This is a genomic window from Streptomyces sp. NPDC048185, assembly GCF_043202495.1.
GTDB lineage: Bacteria > Actinomycetota > Actinomycetes > Streptomycetales > Streptomycetaceae > Streptomyces.
In genome coordinates this window covers 412,165-429,276 of the sequence record NZ_JBIDAN010000003.1, presented here as the reverse complement: position 1 = coordinate 429,276, position 17,112 = coordinate 412,165, and the positions used below count along the sequence as shown (strand labels likewise).

The window sequence follows — 17,112 nt, the reverse complement described above, 5'->3', positions numbered from 1 at the left end:
GACCCGTGACGAAACGCCGACGTCCGCCGTGTGCACCGTCCCGCGGTCGGTCATCCGGCCTACGGTGCCCGTGTGACCCGCCCCCGTCCCGGCCGCCGCGACCTCGGTGACCTGTACGCCGTCGTGCCCGCCGTGCTCCTCGTGGTGGCGGCCGTGCTCGTCGGCCGCCACCTCCAGGCCACCGACCACTCCCTGCTGGTCGGCTGGCCGCCGCTGACCGGCCGCTGGGACCCGCACGCGGGCCCCGGCACGCCCGCGGCCGTCCTGCTGTCGGTGGCGGCCGTGGCGTACGGCCCGTCCGTCGCCGCCCGCCTGCCGTGGCGCGCCCTGCTCGCCGCGTCCTGGGCCACGGCCACGGCCTGGATCTGGTCCCTCGCCCTGGTCGACGGCTGGCACCGGGGTGTCGCGGTCCGGCTCACCACCCGCTTCGAGTACCTCAGGGGCGTCGACCGCTGGGACGACATCCCGGCCACCCTGCGCGACTTCACCCACCACATCCTGATCGACTCCCCCGACAACTGGCCCGCCCACATCGCCGGTCACCCTCCGGCGGCCACGCTCACCTTCGTGCTGCTCGACCGGATCGGGCTGCGGGGCGGGGGCTGGGCCGGGGCCTGGTGCATCACCGTGGGCGCCACGGCGTGCGTGGCGGTGCTGGTGGCGGTGCGGGCGCTGGCCGGCGAGCGGCTCGCCCGGCGGGCGGCGCCCTTCCTGGTGCTGGCGCCGGCGGCGGTGTGGACGGGCACGTCGGCCGACGGGTACTTCGCGGCGGTCGCGGCGTGGTCCGTGGCGATGCTGGCCCTCGCGGTCACCGGCCGCTCGCTGTGGTGGGCGGCGGGCTCGGGACTGCTGTTCGGCCTGACCTGTTACCTGTCGTACGGGCTGACGCTGTTCGTGGTGATCGGTGCGGCGGTGCTGTGGCTGGGCCGGCGCGGGGTGCGGGAGCGTCCGGTGCTGTTCGTGCCGCTGCTGGCGGGGGCGGCGGTGGTGCCGGTGGCGTTCACGGTGGCCGGGTTCGACTGGTGGGAGGCGTACCGCCTGCTGGTCGAGCGGTACTACCAGGGCGCGGCCGGCGTCCGCCCGTACGGCTACTGGGTGTGGGCCAATCTAGCCTGCACGGTGCTGATCACGGGCCTGGCGACGGTGGCGGGACTGCGGCGGGCCGGGGGTGTGCTCCTGGCCGGGCGGCGCGGCGGGATGCCGGCCACCGAGGACGGCCGGGCGGCGGTCCTGGTGACCGCGGGGCTGCTCGCCCTGCTGGTCGCCGACCTGTCCGGCATGAGCAAGGCGGAGACGGAACGCATCTGGCTCCCCTTCGCCCTGTGGCTGCTGCCGGCCTGCGCCTTCCTCGGCCGTCCGCGTGTGTGGCTGGCGGCGCAGGCCGTCCTGGCGCTGCTCCTGAACCACCTGCTCGCGACCGGCTGGTGAGCGGGCGCCCGTCCGCCGGCACGACGCGGAAGGGCCCGCACCTTCCGGTGCGGGCCCTTCCGTGCTGTTCGCGCGTGTTACGCGGGAACGATGTTCTCCGCCTGCGGGCCCTTCTGGCCCTGCGTGACGTCGAAGTTCACCCGCTGGCCCTCCTGGAGCTCACGGAAGCCCTGGGCGTTGATGTTCGAGTAGTGGGCGAAGACGTCGGCGCCGCCGCCGTCCTGCGCGATGAAACCGAAGCCCTTTTCGGCGTTGAACCACTTCACGGTACCGGAAGCCATGTTTCTCTCCTAGGCAGTGCTGGAGACCCGCACCCTGCGGATCTTCTCATCGCTGCGATGATCACCTGCCCGGAAAACCGGTAACGCAAAGGGCAACCACAACTGCAACTGACGTCGACCCTAGCACGGAATAGCGTGGCGGCCGGGGCAGCAAATCCCGGTGAAAATCACCGGTGGAATGGGAATGCGGATATCTTCACGGGTCACCGCGAATATCTGTTTCGCCGGTGCCAGGTTTTCACCCGCCGCCGCCTTCGGGCCGCTGGGCCGCGCGGCGCAGTTCCTCGTTGATCCGCAGCGCCTCCTCCAGGTCGTCCTCGAGCCGGACGATGCGGCAGGCGGCCTCGATCGGCGTGCCCTGGTCGACCAGCTCACGGGCCCGGGCGGCACGGCGCAGCTGCTGCCGGGAGTACCGGCGGTGGCCGCCTTCCGACCGCATCGGGCTGATCAGCTCCGCCTCCCCGAGGGCGCGGAGGAATCCGGGCGTGGCGCCGGTCAGCGCGGCCGCCCTGCCCATGGTGTACGCCGGGTAATGGTCGTCGTCGAGCCGGTCGGCGGCCTGCGTCCGGCCTCCGGCGCCCGGCCTGCTCTCCGAGGGCATGCCTACCTTCCCGCGGACCGCAAAGGGCACGGCCCGCCGTAGGGAATCCCGTTCCCCCACACCTGAACTCTAGTCGCGCCGGTCGGATACCTGCTGCGGCGAACACATATCCGACCGACGCGGCGAAGGTCAGGACGCCACCGGCGCCGGACCCACGAGTTCGGTCAGGACGTCCTCCATCGTCACGAAGCCCAGGACCGTGCCCGACTCGCCGGTGACGGCGGCCAGGTGGCTGTCCTCGGTCCGCAGGGCGGTGAGGGTGTCGTCGAGAGGGGTGTCGATGCGGACCCGGGTGACCCGGTGCAGGGCGCTCCGGGGGAAGGGACGGTCGCGCTCGGTGATGCCCAGGGTGTCCTTGATGTGCAGGTAGCCGAGCACGGTGCCGCCGGGGCCGGTGACCGGGAAACGGGAGTAGCCCGCCTCGGCGGCCAGGCGTTCCAGCTCGGCCGGGGTGACGGTGTGCGGGGCGGTGCGCATCTTGGGAGTGGGCACGAGGATCTCGCCGACCGGGCGGGTGCCCAGTTCCAGCGCGTCGCGCAGCCGCTCGCCGTCGGCCGGGGCCAGCAGTCCGGCCTCGCTGGCGTCCACGACCATGCGGGCCAGCTGGTCGTCGGTGAAGACGGCCTCGACCTCGTCCTTCGGCTCCACCCGCAGCAGCCTGAGCAGCGTGTTGGCGAAGGCGTTGATGCCGAAGACGACCGGCTTCAGGGCCCGGGTGAGCGCGACCAGCGGCGGGCCGAGGACCAGCGCGGTGGTCGCGGGGGCGGCCAGCGCGATGTTCTTCGGGATCATCTCGCCGATCAGCATGTGCAGATAGGTCGCGAGCGCCAGGGCGATGGCGAAGGCCACGGGGTGGACCAGGGCGTGCGGCATGTGGACGGCCTCGAAGACCGGCTCCATCAGGTGCGCGATGGCCGGCTCCGCGACCGCTCCGAGCACCAGGGAGGAGACCGTGATGCCGAGCTGGGCCGTCGCCATCATGGCCGACAGGTGTTCCAGGCCCCACAGGGTCATCCGGGCCCGCTTGTCCCCCGCCTTGGCGCGCGGCTCGATCTGGCTGCGGCGCACGGAGATCAGGGCGAACTCGCCGCCGACGAAGAACGCGTTGGTCAGCAGCGTCAGGGCGCCGATGAGGAGCTGCACCACGGTCATCGGGCCACCTCCGGCTCCCGGTGCGACGAGCCGACCGCGGCCACCGGCTGTGCCGGCTGCCCGTCCGGCTCCGCCGGTGCGGGGGCGGTGATGCGCAGGCGGTCGGCGCGGTGGTGGTCGATGTCCAGGACGTCCAGGCGCCAGCCGTCCAGGTCGATGACGTCGCCCTCGGCGGGGATGCGCGCCAGATGGGTGGCGACGAGGCCGGCCAGGGTCTCGTAGGGGCCGTCGGGCGCGGTCAGACCGATCCGCGCGAGCCGGTCCAGGCGGAGCGAGCCGTCGGCCTCCCAGGCCGCGCGGCCGTCCGTCCCGGCGGGGGCGGGCAGCAGGTCGGGCACCTCGACGGGGTCGTGCTCGTCGCGCACCTCGCCGACGACCTCCTCCACGATGTCCTCGACGGTCGCCACACCGGCCGTGCCGCCGTACTCGTCGATGACGACGGCCATGGTGCGGGTGGCGCGCATGCGCTCCAGGAGGCGGTCGGCGGGCAGGCTGTCCGGCACCAGGAGCGGCGCGGTGGCCAGCTCGGTGACGGGGGTGGCCGCGCGCCGCCCGGGCTCCAGGGCGAGCACGTCGCGGATGTGGACGGTGCCGATGACCTCGTCGAGGCTGTCCCGGTACACCGGGAAGCGGGACAGGCCGGTGGCGTGGGTGAGGTTGGCCGCGTCCGCGGCGGTGGCGTGGGCCTCCAGGGCCTTGACGTCCACGCGCGGGGTCATGACGTTCTCCGCGGTCAGCTCGCTCAGGTGCAGGGTGCGCACGAACAGCTCGGCGGAGTCCGCCTCCAGGGCGCCCTCGGCGGCCGAGTGCTGGGCGAGGGCGACCAGCTCCTCGGGGCTGCGGGCGGAGGCCAGCTCCTCGGCCGGTTCCAGGCCGAAGCGGCGGACGAAACGGTTCGCCGTGTCGTTCAGGTGCCGGATGAAGGGGCCGAACGCGGCGGTGAAGCCGCGCTGCGGGCCGGCGACGACCTTGGCGACCGCCAGCGGGCTGGAGATCGCCCAGTTCTTGGGGACCAGCTCGCCGACGACCATCAGGACGACGGTGGAGACGGCCACGCCGAGCACGGTCGCCACCGTGGAGGCGGCGCCGCCCAGGCCGATCGCCGTCAGCGGGCCGCGCAGCAGCGCCGCGAGCGACGGCTCGGCGAGCATGCCGATGACCAGCGAGGTCACGGTGATGCCGAGCTGGGCGCCGGAGAGCTGGAGGGTCAGGCCGCGCACGGCCTTCAGGGCGCCGTCGGCACCGCGCTCACCGGACTCGGCGGCGCGCTCCAGGTCACCGCGCTCGACGGTGGTGAGCGAGAACTCGGCCGCGACGAAGAGCGCGCAGGCCAGGGTGAGGAGGAGGGCCAGCAGGAGCAGCAGGACCTCGGTCACCGTGCCACCCCGCTTCCCTCACGCGCATACAGGGGGACTGGCGGGCCGTCCGTGGCACGGCCGGTACTGGGGGGCTCCATTACGGAACGGGACTCCTTAACGGGGTCGGTGGGGGTCGCTTGCGAACCGCCCGAGGTTTCCCTCACATGGTAAAGGACGAGCAAAGAGATCGGGAGTTCTCGGACTCCTGCGCTTCTACTCGCCTGTAGAGAACGGCCGGACGGCTCAGCTTGTTCCCCCGACGGCGGCTCCGGCGACGGGGCGGACTGGTAACTTCTACAGCGCTGTAGAGGGACGGGGTCGTGCCCCTTCCCTCACGACCGGTACGGAGTACGGAGTTCTCATGGCCCTGTGGGACCGCTTCAAGGAGTCCGCGTCGCAGATGCAGACGCAGCTCGTGGCGAAGAAGAACGACCTCAGGAGCGGCGCCTTCCGGGACGCGAGCATGGCGATGTGCGCCCTGGTCGCCGCCGCCGACGGGACGGTCGATCCCTCCGAGCGCCGGCGCGTCGCCCAGCTCATAGCGACCAACGACGTGCTGCGGAACTTCCCCGCCGACGACCTGCGCCGCCGCTTCGAGGACAACCTGGAGAAGCTGACCGCCGACTTCGCCTTCGGCAGGGTGAGCGTCCTCCAGGAGGTCGCCAAGGCCCGCAAGAAGCCCGCCGAGGCACGGGCCGTCGTCCAGATCGGCATCGTCATCGGCGGCGCGGACGGCGACTTCGACCAGGACGAGCGGGCCGTCGTCCGCGAGGCCTGCTTCGCCCTCGACCTGCCGCCGCACGAGTTCGACCTCTGACCGGCGGCCCGTCCGGGCGCCCGTCGACCCGGGCGCCTTCCTGCCGTAGATTCCGACCGGGCCCGCGTCACGGGCCCGGACCGCATGCCACCTGGGGAGCGCCGTGTTCGGACTGAGCGAGCTCGCGATCATTCTCGTCGTCGTCATTGCCGTCCTCGCCGCCAAGAAGCTCCCGGGCCTGGCCCGCTCGGCGGGCAGGTCGGCGCGCATCCTCAAGGCGGAGGCCCGGGCGGCGAGGGACGAAGAGCCCCCGGGGACGCCCCGCGTGATCCCCGGCGAGACGGTCAGGCGCGAGGACACGGGGGACGCCGGCCCCGGGCCGGCCCGGGGCGGTGCCCAGGCCTGACGGCCCGGCCGTACGCGGCTCAGGACGGGTCGTCCGGTACGGCGGACAGCAGGCTGTGCACGATCGGGCCCGCCGAGCCGCCGCCGGTGACGCCCTCCTCGACGACGACGGCGACGGCGACGTTGCCGCGGTGGGCGACCAGCCAGCCGTTGTTGTCCTGGTCGTCCGACACCTCGGCGGTGCCGGTCTTCGCGCCGACCTCGCCGGGCAGGTCGGCCAGGACGTGCGCGGTGCCGTCGGTGACCGTGGCGCGCAGCATCCCGCGCAGCTGGGTGACGACCTCGCCGGGGAGCGGCTCGGTGCGGGTCGCGTCCTCGTTCCCCGCGGTGACCGACGGCTGGTGGAACTCGCCGGAGACCGCGGTGGCCGTCACCGACGCCATGATCAGCGGGTTGGCCTGGACCCGGCCCTGCCCGATCATCGACGCGGCCTTCTCCGTCTCGTCCTTCGGTGCCGGCACGGACCCGTCGTACGTCGGGATGCCGACGTGCCACTCCTGGCCGACGCCGAAGTAGGTGCGGGCGACCTCGCCCAGCTCCCCGTCGCCGAGCTTGCCGCGCAGGCTGATGAAGGCGGTGTTGCAGGACTCCGTGAAGTCCTTGCGGAAGGTGGCGCCGGGGTGCTCGGAGGTCTCCACGTTGTGGAACTCCTTGCCCACCGTCAGGTGTCTGGGGCAGTCCACGACGTCGTCGGGCTTCACGGCGCCCTTGAGCAGCAGGGCGCTGCTGGTGACGATCTTCCAGGTGGAGCCGGGCGCGTAGGTGCCGGAGGCGGCGCGGTTGAAGCCGCCGGCCGGGGAGTTGGCGAGGGCCAGGATCTCGCCGTTGTCGATGCGCAGGGCGACGAGGGCGGCGTTCTTGCCGTCGGCCGCGGCGAGGGCCTCCTCGGCGGCCGACTGCCAGCCGGCGTCCAGGGTGGTGCGGACGGGCCGGCCGGCGGTCGCCGGGTCGGGTTCCGCACCGAACCTGGCCTCGGTGCGTTCGAGCTGTCCGGTGGCCCGGTCGATCAGCTCGACCGCGCCGCGCGGGCCGCCGCCGGACGAGCCGGCGATGCCGCCCAGCAGTGGGGCCAGGGAGGGGTGGTCGGCGCCCTTGAGGGAGGTCCCGGCGCGGTCGGTGACCTCGGGCGGGGCCGACTCCCCGCGCTCCAGCCGGAACTTCTCCGTGTCGCTCAGCCGGGGGTGGACCAGGGACAGCCGCCAGTCCACCTTCCAGCCGCCGTCCTCCTGCTCGCGCAGCGGCAGCCGCGACTCGTACGTCCAGGTGCCCAGGCCGGTGATCGGCATCCTGGCGGTGAAGGGAACGGTCACGGTGCCGTCTCCGGTCTCCTCCGCCTCCGGCGCCGCCGTCAGGCGGGGTTCGTCGATGTCCAGCCCGGCGGTGAAGCTCTGCAGCACCTCCTGGGCCTTGCCGGGACTGGTGGTGCGGCCGGCCGCGCTCGGCAGGCGCCCGGCGGCCCAGTCGGCGAGGAAGGCGCGGGCCTGCTCCGTCGCGGCGGGGTCCGGGCCGTCGTCGCCGCGGGCGAAGGGGCCGAGCCCGGCGGCGTACGAGCCGCCCGCGGCGATCGCGAGCACCACCGCGACGGCGCTGACGGCCCGCACGCCGCCCCGGGAGCGGCGGCGGCCGGGAGAGGTGGGACGAGGAGTGTCCGGCATCAGGGGTTCCTGTTCTGTGGGACGGGGCCGCGTCACCGGTCAGGCGGCGGCGAAGAAGTCGAGGACCGTGTCGGTGGCGTCCAGCGCGCTGCTGGTGCGGCCGAAGCCCTGGGGCGGGGTGAGGGAGGAGCCCGGCCAGGTGTGGCCGGCGTCGTGCACGACGAGCAGTTCGACCGTGGCCGCCGGATCACCGCCGAGGCGCCAGACGGTGCGGTCGAAGCCGCGTCCCCGTTCGGTGACCGGACGGCCGGCGCGTCCGGCGGCGGCGAAGGCCTCCGCGCTGTCCCGGGACGACCTGGTCGGCAGGATCGGCTCCTCGGGGTCCGGCGGCGGGGAGGGCAGGCCCGCGAGGGGGCGCACGGGGTCGTCGGCGCCGTGGACGACCAGGACGGGTACGGGGCCGGTGGGTTCGACGGCGGCGGCGCCCGAGGGCAGCTGGCCGGCGACCGAGGCCGCTCCCGCCACCAGGCCGGGGCGCTGGGCGGCGACGCGCAGCGCCATCGAGCCGCCGTTGGAGAACCCGGCGACGTAAACCCGCTCGGGGTCGGCGTGCTCGGTGCGCACCAGGTGCCCGATCAGCGCCTCGGTGAACCGCACGTCGAGGTCGGGGTCGGGGCGCCGCGGGGTCTTCCGCGTGCCCGCGCCCCAGCCCCGGTCGAGGCCCTCCGGGTAGGCGACGAGCATGCCGCGCGCCCCGGCGGCCTTCTCCAGCCGGGTCTGCTCGCGCAGCCCGGCGGCGTCCGAGCCCCGGCCGTGGAAGGCGACGACCAGGGGCCTGGGGCCGTCGCCCTCCGCGACCGGCCGGTGGAGGAGGTAGGCGCGGGTGCGGCCGTCCACGCGCAGGTGGCCGCGGGCGGCCGGCGCCGCGGTGGCCGTGCCGCCGGCCGGGGTCGCGCTCTTCGCCGCCGGCGCCGCGGGCCGTCCGGTGTCGGTGGCGCAGCCCGCCAGGGGGAGCGCGAGGACGAGGGCGAGCGCGCCGGGCCACCGGCGGGGGGACGGGGCGGGGTCTCGGAAGGAGCGCATGTCCCGAGAAGAGCAAGGGTCTTGGGCCGGTGTCCAAGATTCATATGAATGTCGGATCGATCAATCCCCGATATGATTACTGTTCGTGGACCTGGTGCGGCACCTAGAGTGCTTCGTGGCTGTTGCAGAAGAGTCACACTTCGGGCGTGCCGCGGCCCGGCTGGGCATGGCGCAGCCGCCGCTGTCCCAGCGCATCCAGCGGCTGGAGCGCGAGCTGGGTGTGCGGCTCTTCGAACGCAGCAGCCGGCACGTGACGATCACCGAGGCGGGCACGCTGCTGCTCGCCGAGGCCCGGGAACTGCTCGCCCGTTCCGAGTCCCTGCTGGCCGCCGCGCGCCGTATCCGCAACGGCGAGACCGGGCTGCTGCGCGCCGCCCTGTCGCCGGACGTCTCCGGGGAGACCGTCGCCGCGCTGCTCGCGGACTTCCGGCGCCGCCACGCCGGGCTCGAGCTGGAGCTGCGCGAGCTGTCGACCGCGCAGCAGCTCGCCGCGTTCGCCGCGCACGAGCTGGACGTCGGCATCGTCCACCACCCGTGCGACGTCGCCGGCCTCGAACTGGGACCGCTGCTCCGCCGCGACCTGGGCGTGCTGCTGCCGCGCGGCGCGGCGCAGGCCGCGCTCGGCGAGGTGCCGCTCGCCGCGCTCAGCGGGTACGACCTGGTCCTCTTCCCGCGCGACAGCGCGCCCGCGGTCTACGACGACCTGCTCACGGCATGCGCCCGGGGCGGCTACACGCCCGCCGCCGTGCGGCACGGCCAGGGCGTCAGCTTCGTGCGCGGCCTGGTGCTGTCCTCCGGGGCCGTGGCCCTGGGTCCCCGTGACACCCATCTGCTCGCCGCCGCCGACGGCCGGGACCCGGACCTGGTCTGGCGCCCGCTCGCCGGGGCCCCGCTGGCCTGGCGGCACTCCGTGGCCTGGCCGAAGGGGCGCGGTGACGCCGCCGTCGGCGCCTTCGCGGACGCGGCCACGCTCGCCCTCCGCACGACGGCCGACGCGCGCCCCGACGCCCCCTCCCGCCCCCTGCACCTGCGCCCGGCATCGGAGTTCTGGCTGTGACCGACACCGTCACCGGCCGTCTGCGCGCGGCCTTCGCCGACGCCGGGGTCACCGGCTGGCTGCACGCCGTCGACATCGATTCCGGGGCGCAGGTGGACGCCGGGGCCGACCAGCCGGTGTGCACGGCCAGCGTCCACAAGCTGTGCGTCCTCGTCACGCTGCACGAGCAGGCCGCGGCCGGGCTGCTGGACCTGACCGAGCGGGTCGAGTGCCCGCCGGCCGGCCGCACCCCGGGGCCCACGGGCATGGCCGCCATGCTCGACCCCGTGGCGCTGTCGCTGCGCGACGCCGCCTTCCTGATGATGTCCGTCAGCGACAACACCGCCGCCGACCTGCTGCTGGACCGCGTCGGTCTGGACGCCGTCAACCGCACCACGGCCCGGCTCGGCCTCACCCGCACGCGGGCCGTGTCGTCCTTCGGCGAGATGCTCGCCGCGATGCGGGAGGACGCGGGGCCGGCCGGCGCCCGGGCGCTGACCGATCCGCACGTCATCACCCGGCTGCGGTCCCTGGACCCCGCCCGCGCCAACCACAGCACCCCGCGCGACATGACCCGTCTGCTCGCCGCCGTCTGGCGGGACGAGGCCTGCCCGCCCGAGTACGGCGCCGCCATGCGCCGCGTCCTGGGCCTCCAGGTCTGGCCGCACCGCCTGGCCTCGGGTTTCCCCTTCGACGACGTCCACGTGGCCGGCAAGACCGGCACCCTGCCGACCCTGCGCAACGAGGTCGGCGTCGTCGAGTACCCCGACGGGGGCCGCTACGCGGTGGCCGTGTTCACCCGCACCGCCCACACCGCGGCCACCCTCCCGGCGGCCGACGCGGTGATCGGCACGGCGGCCCGGATCGCGGTGGACGCGCTGCGGGCGCCCTGAACGCACCGGGGCGGCCGCCCGGCGGGCGCGGTAGCCGTGGCGCCCGTTGCCGGTGATGCGGTTGCCGCGGAAGGCGTAGGGGCCGGGGGTGTTGCCGACCGCGATCCCGTCGCGCGGGTTCCCGTCGATCACGCACCCGGTGACGATGCCGCCCCGGCCGCCGACGGAGGTCGTGCCGCCGCCCTCAAGCCCGAGGACATACCGGGCGCTTTATCCCAATCCGGGGTACATAATCAGAACATGAGTACGGCAACGTATGAACTGCTGGCCGCTTCGGACGCGCTCAACGTGACCGCGGCCTTCCTCGGCGGACTGGTGGTCGCCGGCGTGCTGATCCTGGCCGTACGGCTCGGTATGAGGGCCATGGAGCAGGAATCGCCCCGTCCCCGCGCCGACGAACAGACCCACCTCCCCGCGACCGGCCCCGTCCGCGAGGAACGGGAGGTCCGGGAGCCCGACGAGATCCCGCTGAGCACCGACGGGAGCCCACGGCTGATGCCGTACCAGCTCCATCACGCGGGCAGCCGACGAGGGGCGGACCAGAGCCGGCGCCGTTGGCTGCCGGGGTCCAGCGGATCCTTCGGCAGCGGCAGCGTGGGACGCATCTGACCCACCGGCACCGCCCGTCCTCGTTCGGACGAGCACCGGCGTGCGGCGCCGCGGCGGCACGCCTTCACTGGAAGGGACCCCGCGTGTCCTCGCGGGAGCGGGTACGCACGAGGTCCCTGGAGGCGACATGGCCGGTCACCGGGCACGCCGGGCGGCGGCGGTGACGGTGCTGGCGGCCGCCGTGCTGGCGGGCTGCTCCGACGGCGACGGCGACAGCGGCGGCACGCCCACGGACCCCGCGAGCGCGGCGGTCAGCCGGGCCGCGTCGGCCGCGTCCTCGCTCGCCTCCGAGGGCTCCGACGCCCTCGCCTCGGCGACGGCGGAGGCCGGGCGGTGGCTCGACGACATCACGTCGGGCGCCGACGTCACGGGCGACGTGGCGGCGGGGACGCCGAGGACGGACGCCGACGGCCGCACCACGGTCGGGATCACCGTCCGCAACACGGCCGACGCGACGAAGTCCTTCGCGGTGCAGCTGAACCTCACCGACCCGGACGGCACCCTGCTGGACACGGTCGTCGTCACCGTCGACGACGTCCCCGCCGGAGGGTCGGGCCACGCCACCGCCCGCAGCAGCCACGACCTGTCCGGGCAGGTGCGCGCGGAAGTGGCCCACGCGGTGCGCTACTGAGGCGGCGCGGCCGGAGGACCGGCACCGCGCGGGACCGCGCCGGCCGCGTGGAGCGGGCCGGGCCACGGCCCGCGCGGCCTCCGGCCCGCTCCCGCGCGGCGCACCGCCGCTACCTCACCAGCCACGCCGTCGTGTCCGGCCCCAGCCTGCCGTCCTCCAGGGGCACGCTGGTCAGCACCACCTCGCCCGCCGGCAGGTCGACCGGAGCGTCCGAGAGATTGGTGACGCAGCGCCAGCCGTCCGAGCGGTCGAACTGGAGCACGCCGGACGGCACGTCGTCCGCCCAGGTCAGCGACTCGCCGTCGAGCAGCTTGCGACGCAGCCGCAGGGCCGTGCGGTACAGCTCCAGGGTCGAGCCCGCCACCCCGTCCTGGGCCTGGACGGAGTACTCCGCGAACCCCGGCGGCTGCGGCAGCCAGGCCCCGCCCGCGCCGAAGCCGTACGACGGTCCGCTCGTCGTCCAGGGCAGCGGGACCCGGCATCCGTCGCGGCCCTTGCGGACGTGCCCGGTCTGTTCCCAGATGGGGTCCTGGAGGACCTCGGTGGGCAGGTCGGCCACCTCGGGCAGGCCGAGTTCCTCGCCCTGGTAGACGTACGCCGAGCCGGGCAGCGCCAGCATCAGCAGCGTCGCGGCACGGGCCCGGCGCAGGCCCGCCTCCGCGTCGACCGCCGGCGCGTTGCCGCCGGACAGCAGCCAGGCGTCCGTGTCGGTGCCGGGCGGCAGGACCAGCCGGGACGCGTGGCGGACCACGTCGTGGTTGGACAGCACCCAGGTCGCCGAGGCACCGGCGGCGTGCGCGTCGGCCAGCGAACCGGCGATGATCTCGCGCAGCTCCGTCGCGTCCCAGCGGCCCTGGAGGTACTCGAAGTTGAACGCCTGGCCCAGTTCGTCCGGGCGGGCGTACAGCGCGCGCCGGGCGCCCGGGACCCAGGCCTCGGCGACCGCCATCCTCGGTGGGCTGTAGGCGTCGAGGATCTTGCGCCAGTCGCGGTAGACCTCGTGCACGTCGTCGCGGTCGTAGAAGGGGTGGGTGCCCGGGGCGAACTCCGCGAGCGCGGCCTCACTGCTCAGCTCGGGGGAGCCGAGGTCGCGCAGCGGCTCGCCGAGGTCCTTGACCAGGGCGTGGGCCACGTCGACGCGGAAGCCGTCGACGCCGCGGTCGCACCAGAACTTCAGCGTGGTGCGGAAGTCGGCGCGGACCTGCTCGTTCTCCCAGTTCAGGTCGGGCTGCTGGGGTGCGAACAGGTGCAGGTACCACTGGCCGTCGGGCACCCGCTGCCAGGCGCTGCCGCCGAAGACGGACTGCCAGTCGGTGGGCGGCAGCTCGCCGTGTCCGCCGCGGCCGTCCCGGAAGACGTAGCGGTCGCGGGCGGCCGAGCCGGGGCCCGCGTCCAGGGCCTCCCGGAACCAGGCGTGGCGGTGGGAGGTGTGGTTGGGGACCAGGTCGACGATCACCTTCAGGCCCAGCCGGTGGGCCTCGGCGGCCAGGGCGTCGAAGTCGTCCAGGGTGCCCAGGCGCGGGTCGACGTCGCGGTAGTCGTCGACGTCGTAGCCGCCGTCGGCCAGCTCGGACGGGTAGAACGGGCTGAGCCACAGGGCGTCGACGCCCAGGGCGGCGAGGTGGGTCAGGCGCTGGGTGATGCCGCGCAGGTCACCGAGCCCGTCGCCGTCGGCGTCGGCGAAGCTGCGGGGGTAGATCTGGTAGATGACGGCCTGCCGCCACCAGTTGGGGTCCCTGGACGACAGGTCGTGCGTGCTGGTGGTGCTGCGTACGGTCACGCGGTCTCCTTCGCGAGCGTGCGGGCGGCACGAATAGATCTGTCCACATCACCCCAAAAGTGAACGCGCGAGTGGCGGGACGCGCCGGTGGTCCGGGTCCGTCCGCTGGCGGACGCCCGGGCGCCGGCGCGCTTCCGGGGGCGGGCGGGCCGTGCGGCGTCCGGGTGCGGGTCACCCGGTTGGGTCTGTGGGGTGGTGGCGGGGGCGGGGTGGTGGTGCCGTGGGCCCTGTGACCCATCGTGGAGGGCGCCTGCCGGTGAAGGGCTCCTGGAGGCGGGGCCGAGGGCCCGGCCGCGTGCTCGCGCTCTCGGCCGCCCTGGCCGTGTCCGTGGCCGGCTGTTCCGTCGCCGGGCCGGGCGCCGGCCGGGCCGCCCGCACCGGGCCCGCGACCCCGCGGTCGGCGGCTCCGCTTCCGTCGGCCCCTCCGGCGTCGGCCGCCGCCCCGCCCGCGCTCACCCGGGCCCAGGCGAGCGCGGCGCTGATCACGGAGGCCGACCTGGGGGAGACCTGGGGACCGACGCTCGGTGCCGCGACCTGGCGGGACGACCTGCTCAAGGCCACCACCGGCGACGCGGACTGCCGGCGGCTGCTGGACGTCCTCTACACCGAGGAACTCCTCGGCGCCGCCCCCGCCCCCCGGGCGACGGCCGCCCTGGACGACAGCGCCGGCGGGGCCCAGCTCCACTACCGGATCACCTCCCACCGCGCGGCCGGCATCGACCGGACGCTGGCCTGGCTGGCGACGCTGCCGGACAGGTGCGGGCACGTCACCGCCGAGGCCGCCCGCGGGGCCGTCCGGGACGTCAGGGTCACCGGCTTGACGCTGCCCGACGCGGGGGACGCCCGGCAGGGACTGCGGGTGACGGTGACCGGGACGACGGCCGACGCCGGGCCCGCCGTCCTCACCGTGGACCTCGTCGCCGTACGCGTCGGCGACGACGTGATCCACCTGACCAACGGCGGCCTGGGCGAGCCGGCCGAGGACGCCACCCGGACGGCCGTGGAGGTCGGCGCGGGACGGCTGGCCGAGACCCGGCGCCAGGGGCGGGCACAGGTGTGATCCCGGCGCCGCCGGTCCGCTGGGGGGTGTCGTTCGGATCAGGCCGGCTCCGGACCACGGTGCCGTGCTGCCGACCCGAGCGGGGTCTGGCGCGTGCGGCTGCAAGGCGGAGGAGGGAGCCGACGCGGAGCGTCGGGGACCGACGACGAGGCCGCTGGGGGCACCTCCCACGCCTTCAGGGCAGTGGGGGAGTGCGTGCCGGACCCCGCGACCCCGGCAAGATCCGTACGGCGCCCGCTAGCCGTCGCGGTCGAAGCGCTGCCGGTGGCTGAGCACGTCGCGGGCGACGTCGTGGGCGGTGCGGCCCCGGGCGAAGGCGGCGCCGCGCAGCCGGGCCAGGGCCTCGTCGGCGCCGACGCCCAGTTGGGCCATGATCATGCCGACGGCCTGGTAGACCTCGTCGTGGCCGCCGCCCAGCCCGCTCAGCCAGGCGTCCACCCCGCCCCCGAGGTCGTACTCCTCCCCGCGCGGCAGCGCCATCAGGGCCGTGGTCATGACGCCGGCCAGCAGCCGGGCCGTGTTCAGCTGGCGCTCGGTGAGCCCTCCGGGTGTGTCGCGGTAGAGGTCGAACGTGCCGACGCACACCGTGTCGCTGCCCAGCGGCAGCGCGTAGACGGCGTTCACACCGACGGCGGTCGCCTGCTGGGCGAAGACGGGCCAGCGGGCGGCGTCGGTACCGGACCGCAGATCGCGGGCGAGCACCGGGGCCCCCGCCTCGGCGGCACTGACACAGGGTCCGTCGCCCAGGGTCGCCTGGATCTCCGCGAGGTACGAGGCCCGGTCGCTGCTCGCGCACAGCCGGACCGGAAGGCCGTCGCCGCCGCGCAGCGACACGCTCGCACCGGTCACCGGCAGCAGCCCGACCGCGACCGTGCAGAGGCGTTCCACCACCGCGCCGGGCACCTCCTCCGCGGGAGGTTCACCGTCCGGGGGCCATCGGGAGTCGTCGCCGGCCCGCACCGCCCACCGCCTCCTTCGCTCACGGCCGGATGCCCGACTACCCGTGACCGACCGGAGGAAACCGGCAGGTCCAGGCCTTACAGCGGGGGCTGCGCGGGCGCCGGCCCGAGCGTGGTCGTGCCGGGCGCCGTGCGGTGCCCGAGGCCGGTGCGGTAGGCGTCCAGGGCCGCCTCCACCCGCCCGGTACGGCGCAGCAGGTCGCCCAGCAGCCGGCACAGGTCGGCCAGGTCACCGGCCGCGCCCGCCCGCTCCAGCAGGCTGAGCGCGCGCACGTAGTGCTCCTCGGCGGTCTCGGTGTCGTCCGCGTCCTCGGCGATGATGCCGAGAAGGCGGTGCGCGCCCGCCGCGTGCACCGCACCGCGTTCGGAGGACAGGTCGTCCAGCACCCCGTGCAGCAGCCCGGCCGCCTCCGCCGACTTGCCGCGCCGGTGCAGCACGTCGGCCAGCTCGACGGCGACCTGGCTGCTGTAGAGGGCGGCGCGGGTGACGGACAGCATGTCCAGGGCCTGCCGCATCTCCTCCTCGGCGCGGGCGAGTTCGCCGTTCTGGGCACAGACGTAGCCGCGCATCCAGTGGCAGTTGGCCAGCTCGGTGCGCAGTTGCAGCGTGCGGTACAGCTCGGCCGCCTTCGCCAGGGAGGCGTCCGCCTCGGCGAGGCGGCCCTCGGCGAGCAGGGTGCGGGCGACGGAGCGGTGCATGCGGGCCACCAGCGCCGGGTCGCCGGCCCGGGGCGCGAGGGCGAGGGCCAGTTCGGCGGCCTGGGCGGCCCGCGCGTGGGCGCCCATGTCCATGTAGGGGCCGATGACGCTGGCGTAGAGCAGCAGCAGCGCGTCGGGGTCGTGCAGGCCCCCGCGGTTCAGCTCGTCGAGGGCGGTCTCCAGGAGGTAGACCGCGTACCGGAGTTCACCGGCGAGGTAGTGGGTGAGGGCCCGTCCGCGCAGGGCCGGGACCCGGGCCGGCAGCGGCGCGCCGATGTCGGCCAGGCACTCCTCGGCCCGCTCGAAGTACCGCCGGCCGGTCGCCAGCTCACCGGTCTCCACCGCGCACTCCCCGAGGCCGAGCAGCGCCGCGGCCCGCTCCTCGGGCAGCTCGTACGCCTCGGCCTCGGCGAGCAGCTCGCCGTACTGCCCGGCCGCCTGCTCGGCGCCGCCGGTGGCCAGCGTGCGCCGCGCCTCGGTGAGCCGGAGCCGCAGGTCGGTGGCGAGCCGTGCCGGACGCCCGGTGACCAGCTCCTCGTAGCCCACGCCGAGCCGCTCGGCGAGGTGCCGCAGCGCCTCGTCGGAGGGCCGGACGCGGCCGGCCTCCAGGGTGGAGATGTACGCGGGCGTGTACGCCGGTTCGGCGAGCTGCCGCTGGGTCATTCCGCGCTCGGCCCGCAGCCGCTGCACCCGGCGCCCGATGGTCACCCGATCTTCACGGTCCCCCACTGCCAACTCCCCTTGTGGCCTCTTGCCGTTCGGCTGCGACGGCCCTAGGTTAAATC

General features: G+C 75.0%; 17 protein-coding genes. 8 read left to right on the top strand and 9 right to left on the bottom strand.

The genetic code is table 11. From position 1 onward, the window contains the following. Positions 1-72 precede the first annotated feature (72 nt). A complete protein-coding gene (locus ACGF3H_RS12485; protein ID WP_362486491.1) occupies positions 73-1,428 on the top strand; it encodes a hypothetical protein in 1,356 nt (451 codons plus the stop codon). Positions 1,429-1,505: 77 nt separating this feature from the next. On the opposite strand, the gene ACGF3H_RS12480 is transcribed toward ACGF3H_RS12485, so the two are convergent. The 4 genes from ACGF3H_RS12480 to ACGF3H_RS12465 all read right to left on the bottom strand — a co-directional run bounded on the left by ACGF3H_RS12480 (position 1,506) and on the right by ACGF3H_RS12465 (position 4,838). After that, positions 1,506-1,709 (bottom strand): cold-shock protein, encoded by a 204-nt coding sequence (locus ACGF3H_RS12480; RefSeq protein WP_059299396.1) that lies wholly within the window; start codon positions 1,707-1,709, stop codon positions 1,506-1,508. 238 nt (positions 1,710-1,947) lie between these two features. Beyond that, the gene (locus ACGF3H_RS12475; RefSeq protein WP_362486489.1) at positions 1,948-2,310 is read right to left on the bottom strand and encodes a MerR family transcriptional regulator; all 363 of its coding nucleotides are present in this window, start codon (positions 2,308-2,310) and stop codon (positions 1,948-1,950) included. 129 nt (positions 2,311-2,439) lie between these two features. Further along, a complete protein-coding gene (locus tag ACGF3H_RS12470) occupies positions 2,440-3,462 on the bottom strand; it encodes a hemolysin family protein (protein WP_362486487.1) in 1,023 nt (340 codons plus the stop codon). Next, entirely contained in the window at positions 3,459-4,838 is a 1,380-nt protein-coding gene (locus ACGF3H_RS12465; protein WP_362486485.1) for a hemolysin family protein, read from the bottom strand. The genes ACGF3H_RS12470 and ACGF3H_RS12465 overlap by 4 nt, the downstream gene beginning before the upstream one ends. A gap of 343 nt (positions 4,839-5,181) precedes the next feature. Here ACGF3H_RS12465 and ACGF3H_RS12460 point away from each other — a divergent pair, with 343 nt between their 5' ends. Beyond that, the gene (locus ACGF3H_RS12460; RefSeq protein ID WP_362486483.1) at positions 5,182-5,637 is read left to right on the top strand and encodes a TerB family tellurite resistance protein; all 456 of its coding nucleotides are present in this window, start codon (positions 5,182-5,184) and stop codon (positions 5,635-5,637) included. A gap of 103 nt (positions 5,638-5,740) precedes the next feature. Continuing rightward, positions 5,741-5,983, top strand: coding sequence for a twin-arginine translocase TatA/TatE family subunit (locus ACGF3H_RS12455; RefSeq protein WP_362486482.1), 243 nt, complete (start codon positions 5,741-5,743; stop codon positions 5,981-5,983). 19 nt (positions 5,984-6,002) lie between these two features. Here ACGF3H_RS12455 and ACGF3H_RS12450 read toward each other — a convergent pair whose 3' ends face one another. Both ACGF3H_RS12450 and ACGF3H_RS12445 read right to left on the bottom strand, forming a co-directional pair. Next, on the bottom strand, positions 6,003-7,637 hold the full coding sequence (locus ACGF3H_RS12450; RefSeq protein ID WP_362486479.1) for a penicillin-binding transpeptidase domain-containing protein: 1,635 nt from the start codon (positions 7,635-7,637) through the stop codon (positions 6,003-6,005). A 39-nt stretch (positions 7,638-7,676) separates the two neighbouring features. Beyond that, positions 7,677-8,660: a dienelactone hydrolase family protein gene (locus tag ACGF3H_RS12445; RefSeq protein WP_362486477.1), complete on the bottom strand. Its 984-nt coding sequence runs from the start codon at positions 8,658-8,660 to the stop codon at positions 7,677-7,679. A gap of 115 nt (positions 8,661-8,775) precedes the next feature. Here ACGF3H_RS12445 and ACGF3H_RS12440 point away from each other — a divergent pair, with 115 nt between their 5' ends. From ACGF3H_RS12440 to ACGF3H_RS12425, 4 genes are all read left to right on the top strand, one after another. Then, entirely contained in the window at positions 8,776-9,717 is a 942-nt protein-coding gene (locus ACGF3H_RS12440) for a LysR family transcriptional regulator (protein ID WP_393816480.1), read from the top strand. Then, complete coding sequence (locus ACGF3H_RS12435; RefSeq protein ID WP_362486476.1) at positions 9,714-10,589, top strand: serine hydrolase; 876 nt, start codon at positions 9,714-9,716, stop codon at positions 10,587-10,589. The genes ACGF3H_RS12440 and ACGF3H_RS12435 overlap by 4 nt, the downstream gene beginning before the upstream one ends. Before the next feature lie 240 nt (positions 10,590-10,829). Next, complete coding sequence (locus tag ACGF3H_RS12430; RefSeq protein WP_362486473.1) at positions 10,830-11,198, top strand: DUF6479 family protein; 369 nt, start codon at positions 10,830-10,832, stop codon at positions 11,196-11,198. 127 nt (positions 11,199-11,325) lie between these two features. Beyond that, positions 11,326-11,829, top strand: coding sequence for an FxLYD domain-containing protein (locus ACGF3H_RS12425; protein WP_362486470.1), 504 nt, complete (start codon positions 11,326-11,328; stop codon positions 11,827-11,829). Positions 11,830-11,938: 109 nt separating this feature from the next. On the opposite strand, the gene ACGF3H_RS12420 is transcribed toward ACGF3H_RS12425, so the two are convergent. Further along, positions 11,939-13,609: a glycoside hydrolase family 13 protein gene (locus ACGF3H_RS12420; protein ID WP_362486467.1), complete on the bottom strand. Its 1,671-nt coding sequence runs from the start codon at positions 13,607-13,609 to the stop codon at positions 11,939-11,941. Positions 13,610-13,904: 295 nt separating this feature from the next. Here ACGF3H_RS12420 and ACGF3H_RS12415 point away from each other — a divergent pair, with 295 nt between their 5' ends. Further along, positions 13,905-14,669 carry a hypothetical protein gene (locus ACGF3H_RS12415; protein WP_362486464.1) on the top strand — a complete coding sequence of 255 codons (765 nt, stop codon included), beginning with the start codon at positions 13,905-13,907 and terminating at the stop codon, positions 14,667-14,669. 237 nt (positions 14,670-14,906) lie between these two features. On the opposite strand, the gene ACGF3H_RS12410 is transcribed toward ACGF3H_RS12415, so the two are convergent. Both ACGF3H_RS12410 and ACGF3H_RS12405 read right to left on the bottom strand, forming a co-directional pair. Then, positions 14,907-15,629, bottom strand: a complete 723-nt coding sequence (locus tag ACGF3H_RS12410; protein WP_393584517.1) for a GAF and ANTAR domain-containing protein — start codon at positions 15,627-15,629, stop codon at positions 14,907-14,909. Positions 15,630-15,706: 77 nt separating this feature from the next. Next, entirely contained in the window at positions 15,707-17,056 is a 1,350-nt protein-coding gene (locus ACGF3H_RS12405) for a helix-turn-helix transcriptional regulator (RefSeq protein WP_362486461.1), read from the bottom strand. Between the last annotated feature and the right edge of the window lie 56 nt (positions 17,057-17,112).

Excerpts from the sequence above, each read along its gene's own strand:
- ACGF3H_RS12480 (WP_059299396.1), bottom strand. The coding sequence starts at position 1,709 with ATGGCTTCCGGTACCGTGAAGTGGTTCAACGCCGAAAAGGGCTTCGGT.
- ACGF3H_RS12475 (WP_362486489.1), bottom strand. The coding sequence starts at position 2,310 with ATGCCCTCGGAGAGCAGGCCGGGCGCCGGAGGCCGGACGCAGGCCGCC.
- ACGF3H_RS12470 (WP_362486487.1), bottom strand. The coding sequence starts at position 3,462 with ATGACCGTGGTGCAGCTCCTCATCGGCGCCCTGACGCTGCTGACCAAC.
- ACGF3H_RS12460 (WP_362486483.1), top strand. The coding sequence starts at position 5,182 with ATGGCCCTGTGGGACCGCTTCAAGGAGTCCGCGTCGCAGATGCAGACG.
- ACGF3H_RS12450 (WP_362486479.1), bottom strand. The coding sequence starts at position 7,637 with ATGCCGGACACTCCTCGTCCCACCTCTCCCGGCCGCCGCCGCTCCCGG.
- ACGF3H_RS12445 (WP_362486477.1), bottom strand. The coding sequence starts at position 8,660 with ATGCGCTCCTTCCGAGACCCCGCCCCGTCCCCCCGCCGGTGGCCCGGC.
- ACGF3H_RS12430 (WP_362486473.1), top strand. The coding sequence starts at position 10,830 with ATGAGTACGGCAACGTATGAACTGCTGGCCGCTTCGGACGCGCTCAAC.
- ACGF3H_RS12425 (WP_362486470.1), top strand. The coding sequence starts at position 11,326 with ATGGCCGGTCACCGGGCACGCCGGGCGGCGGCGGTGACGGTGCTGGCG.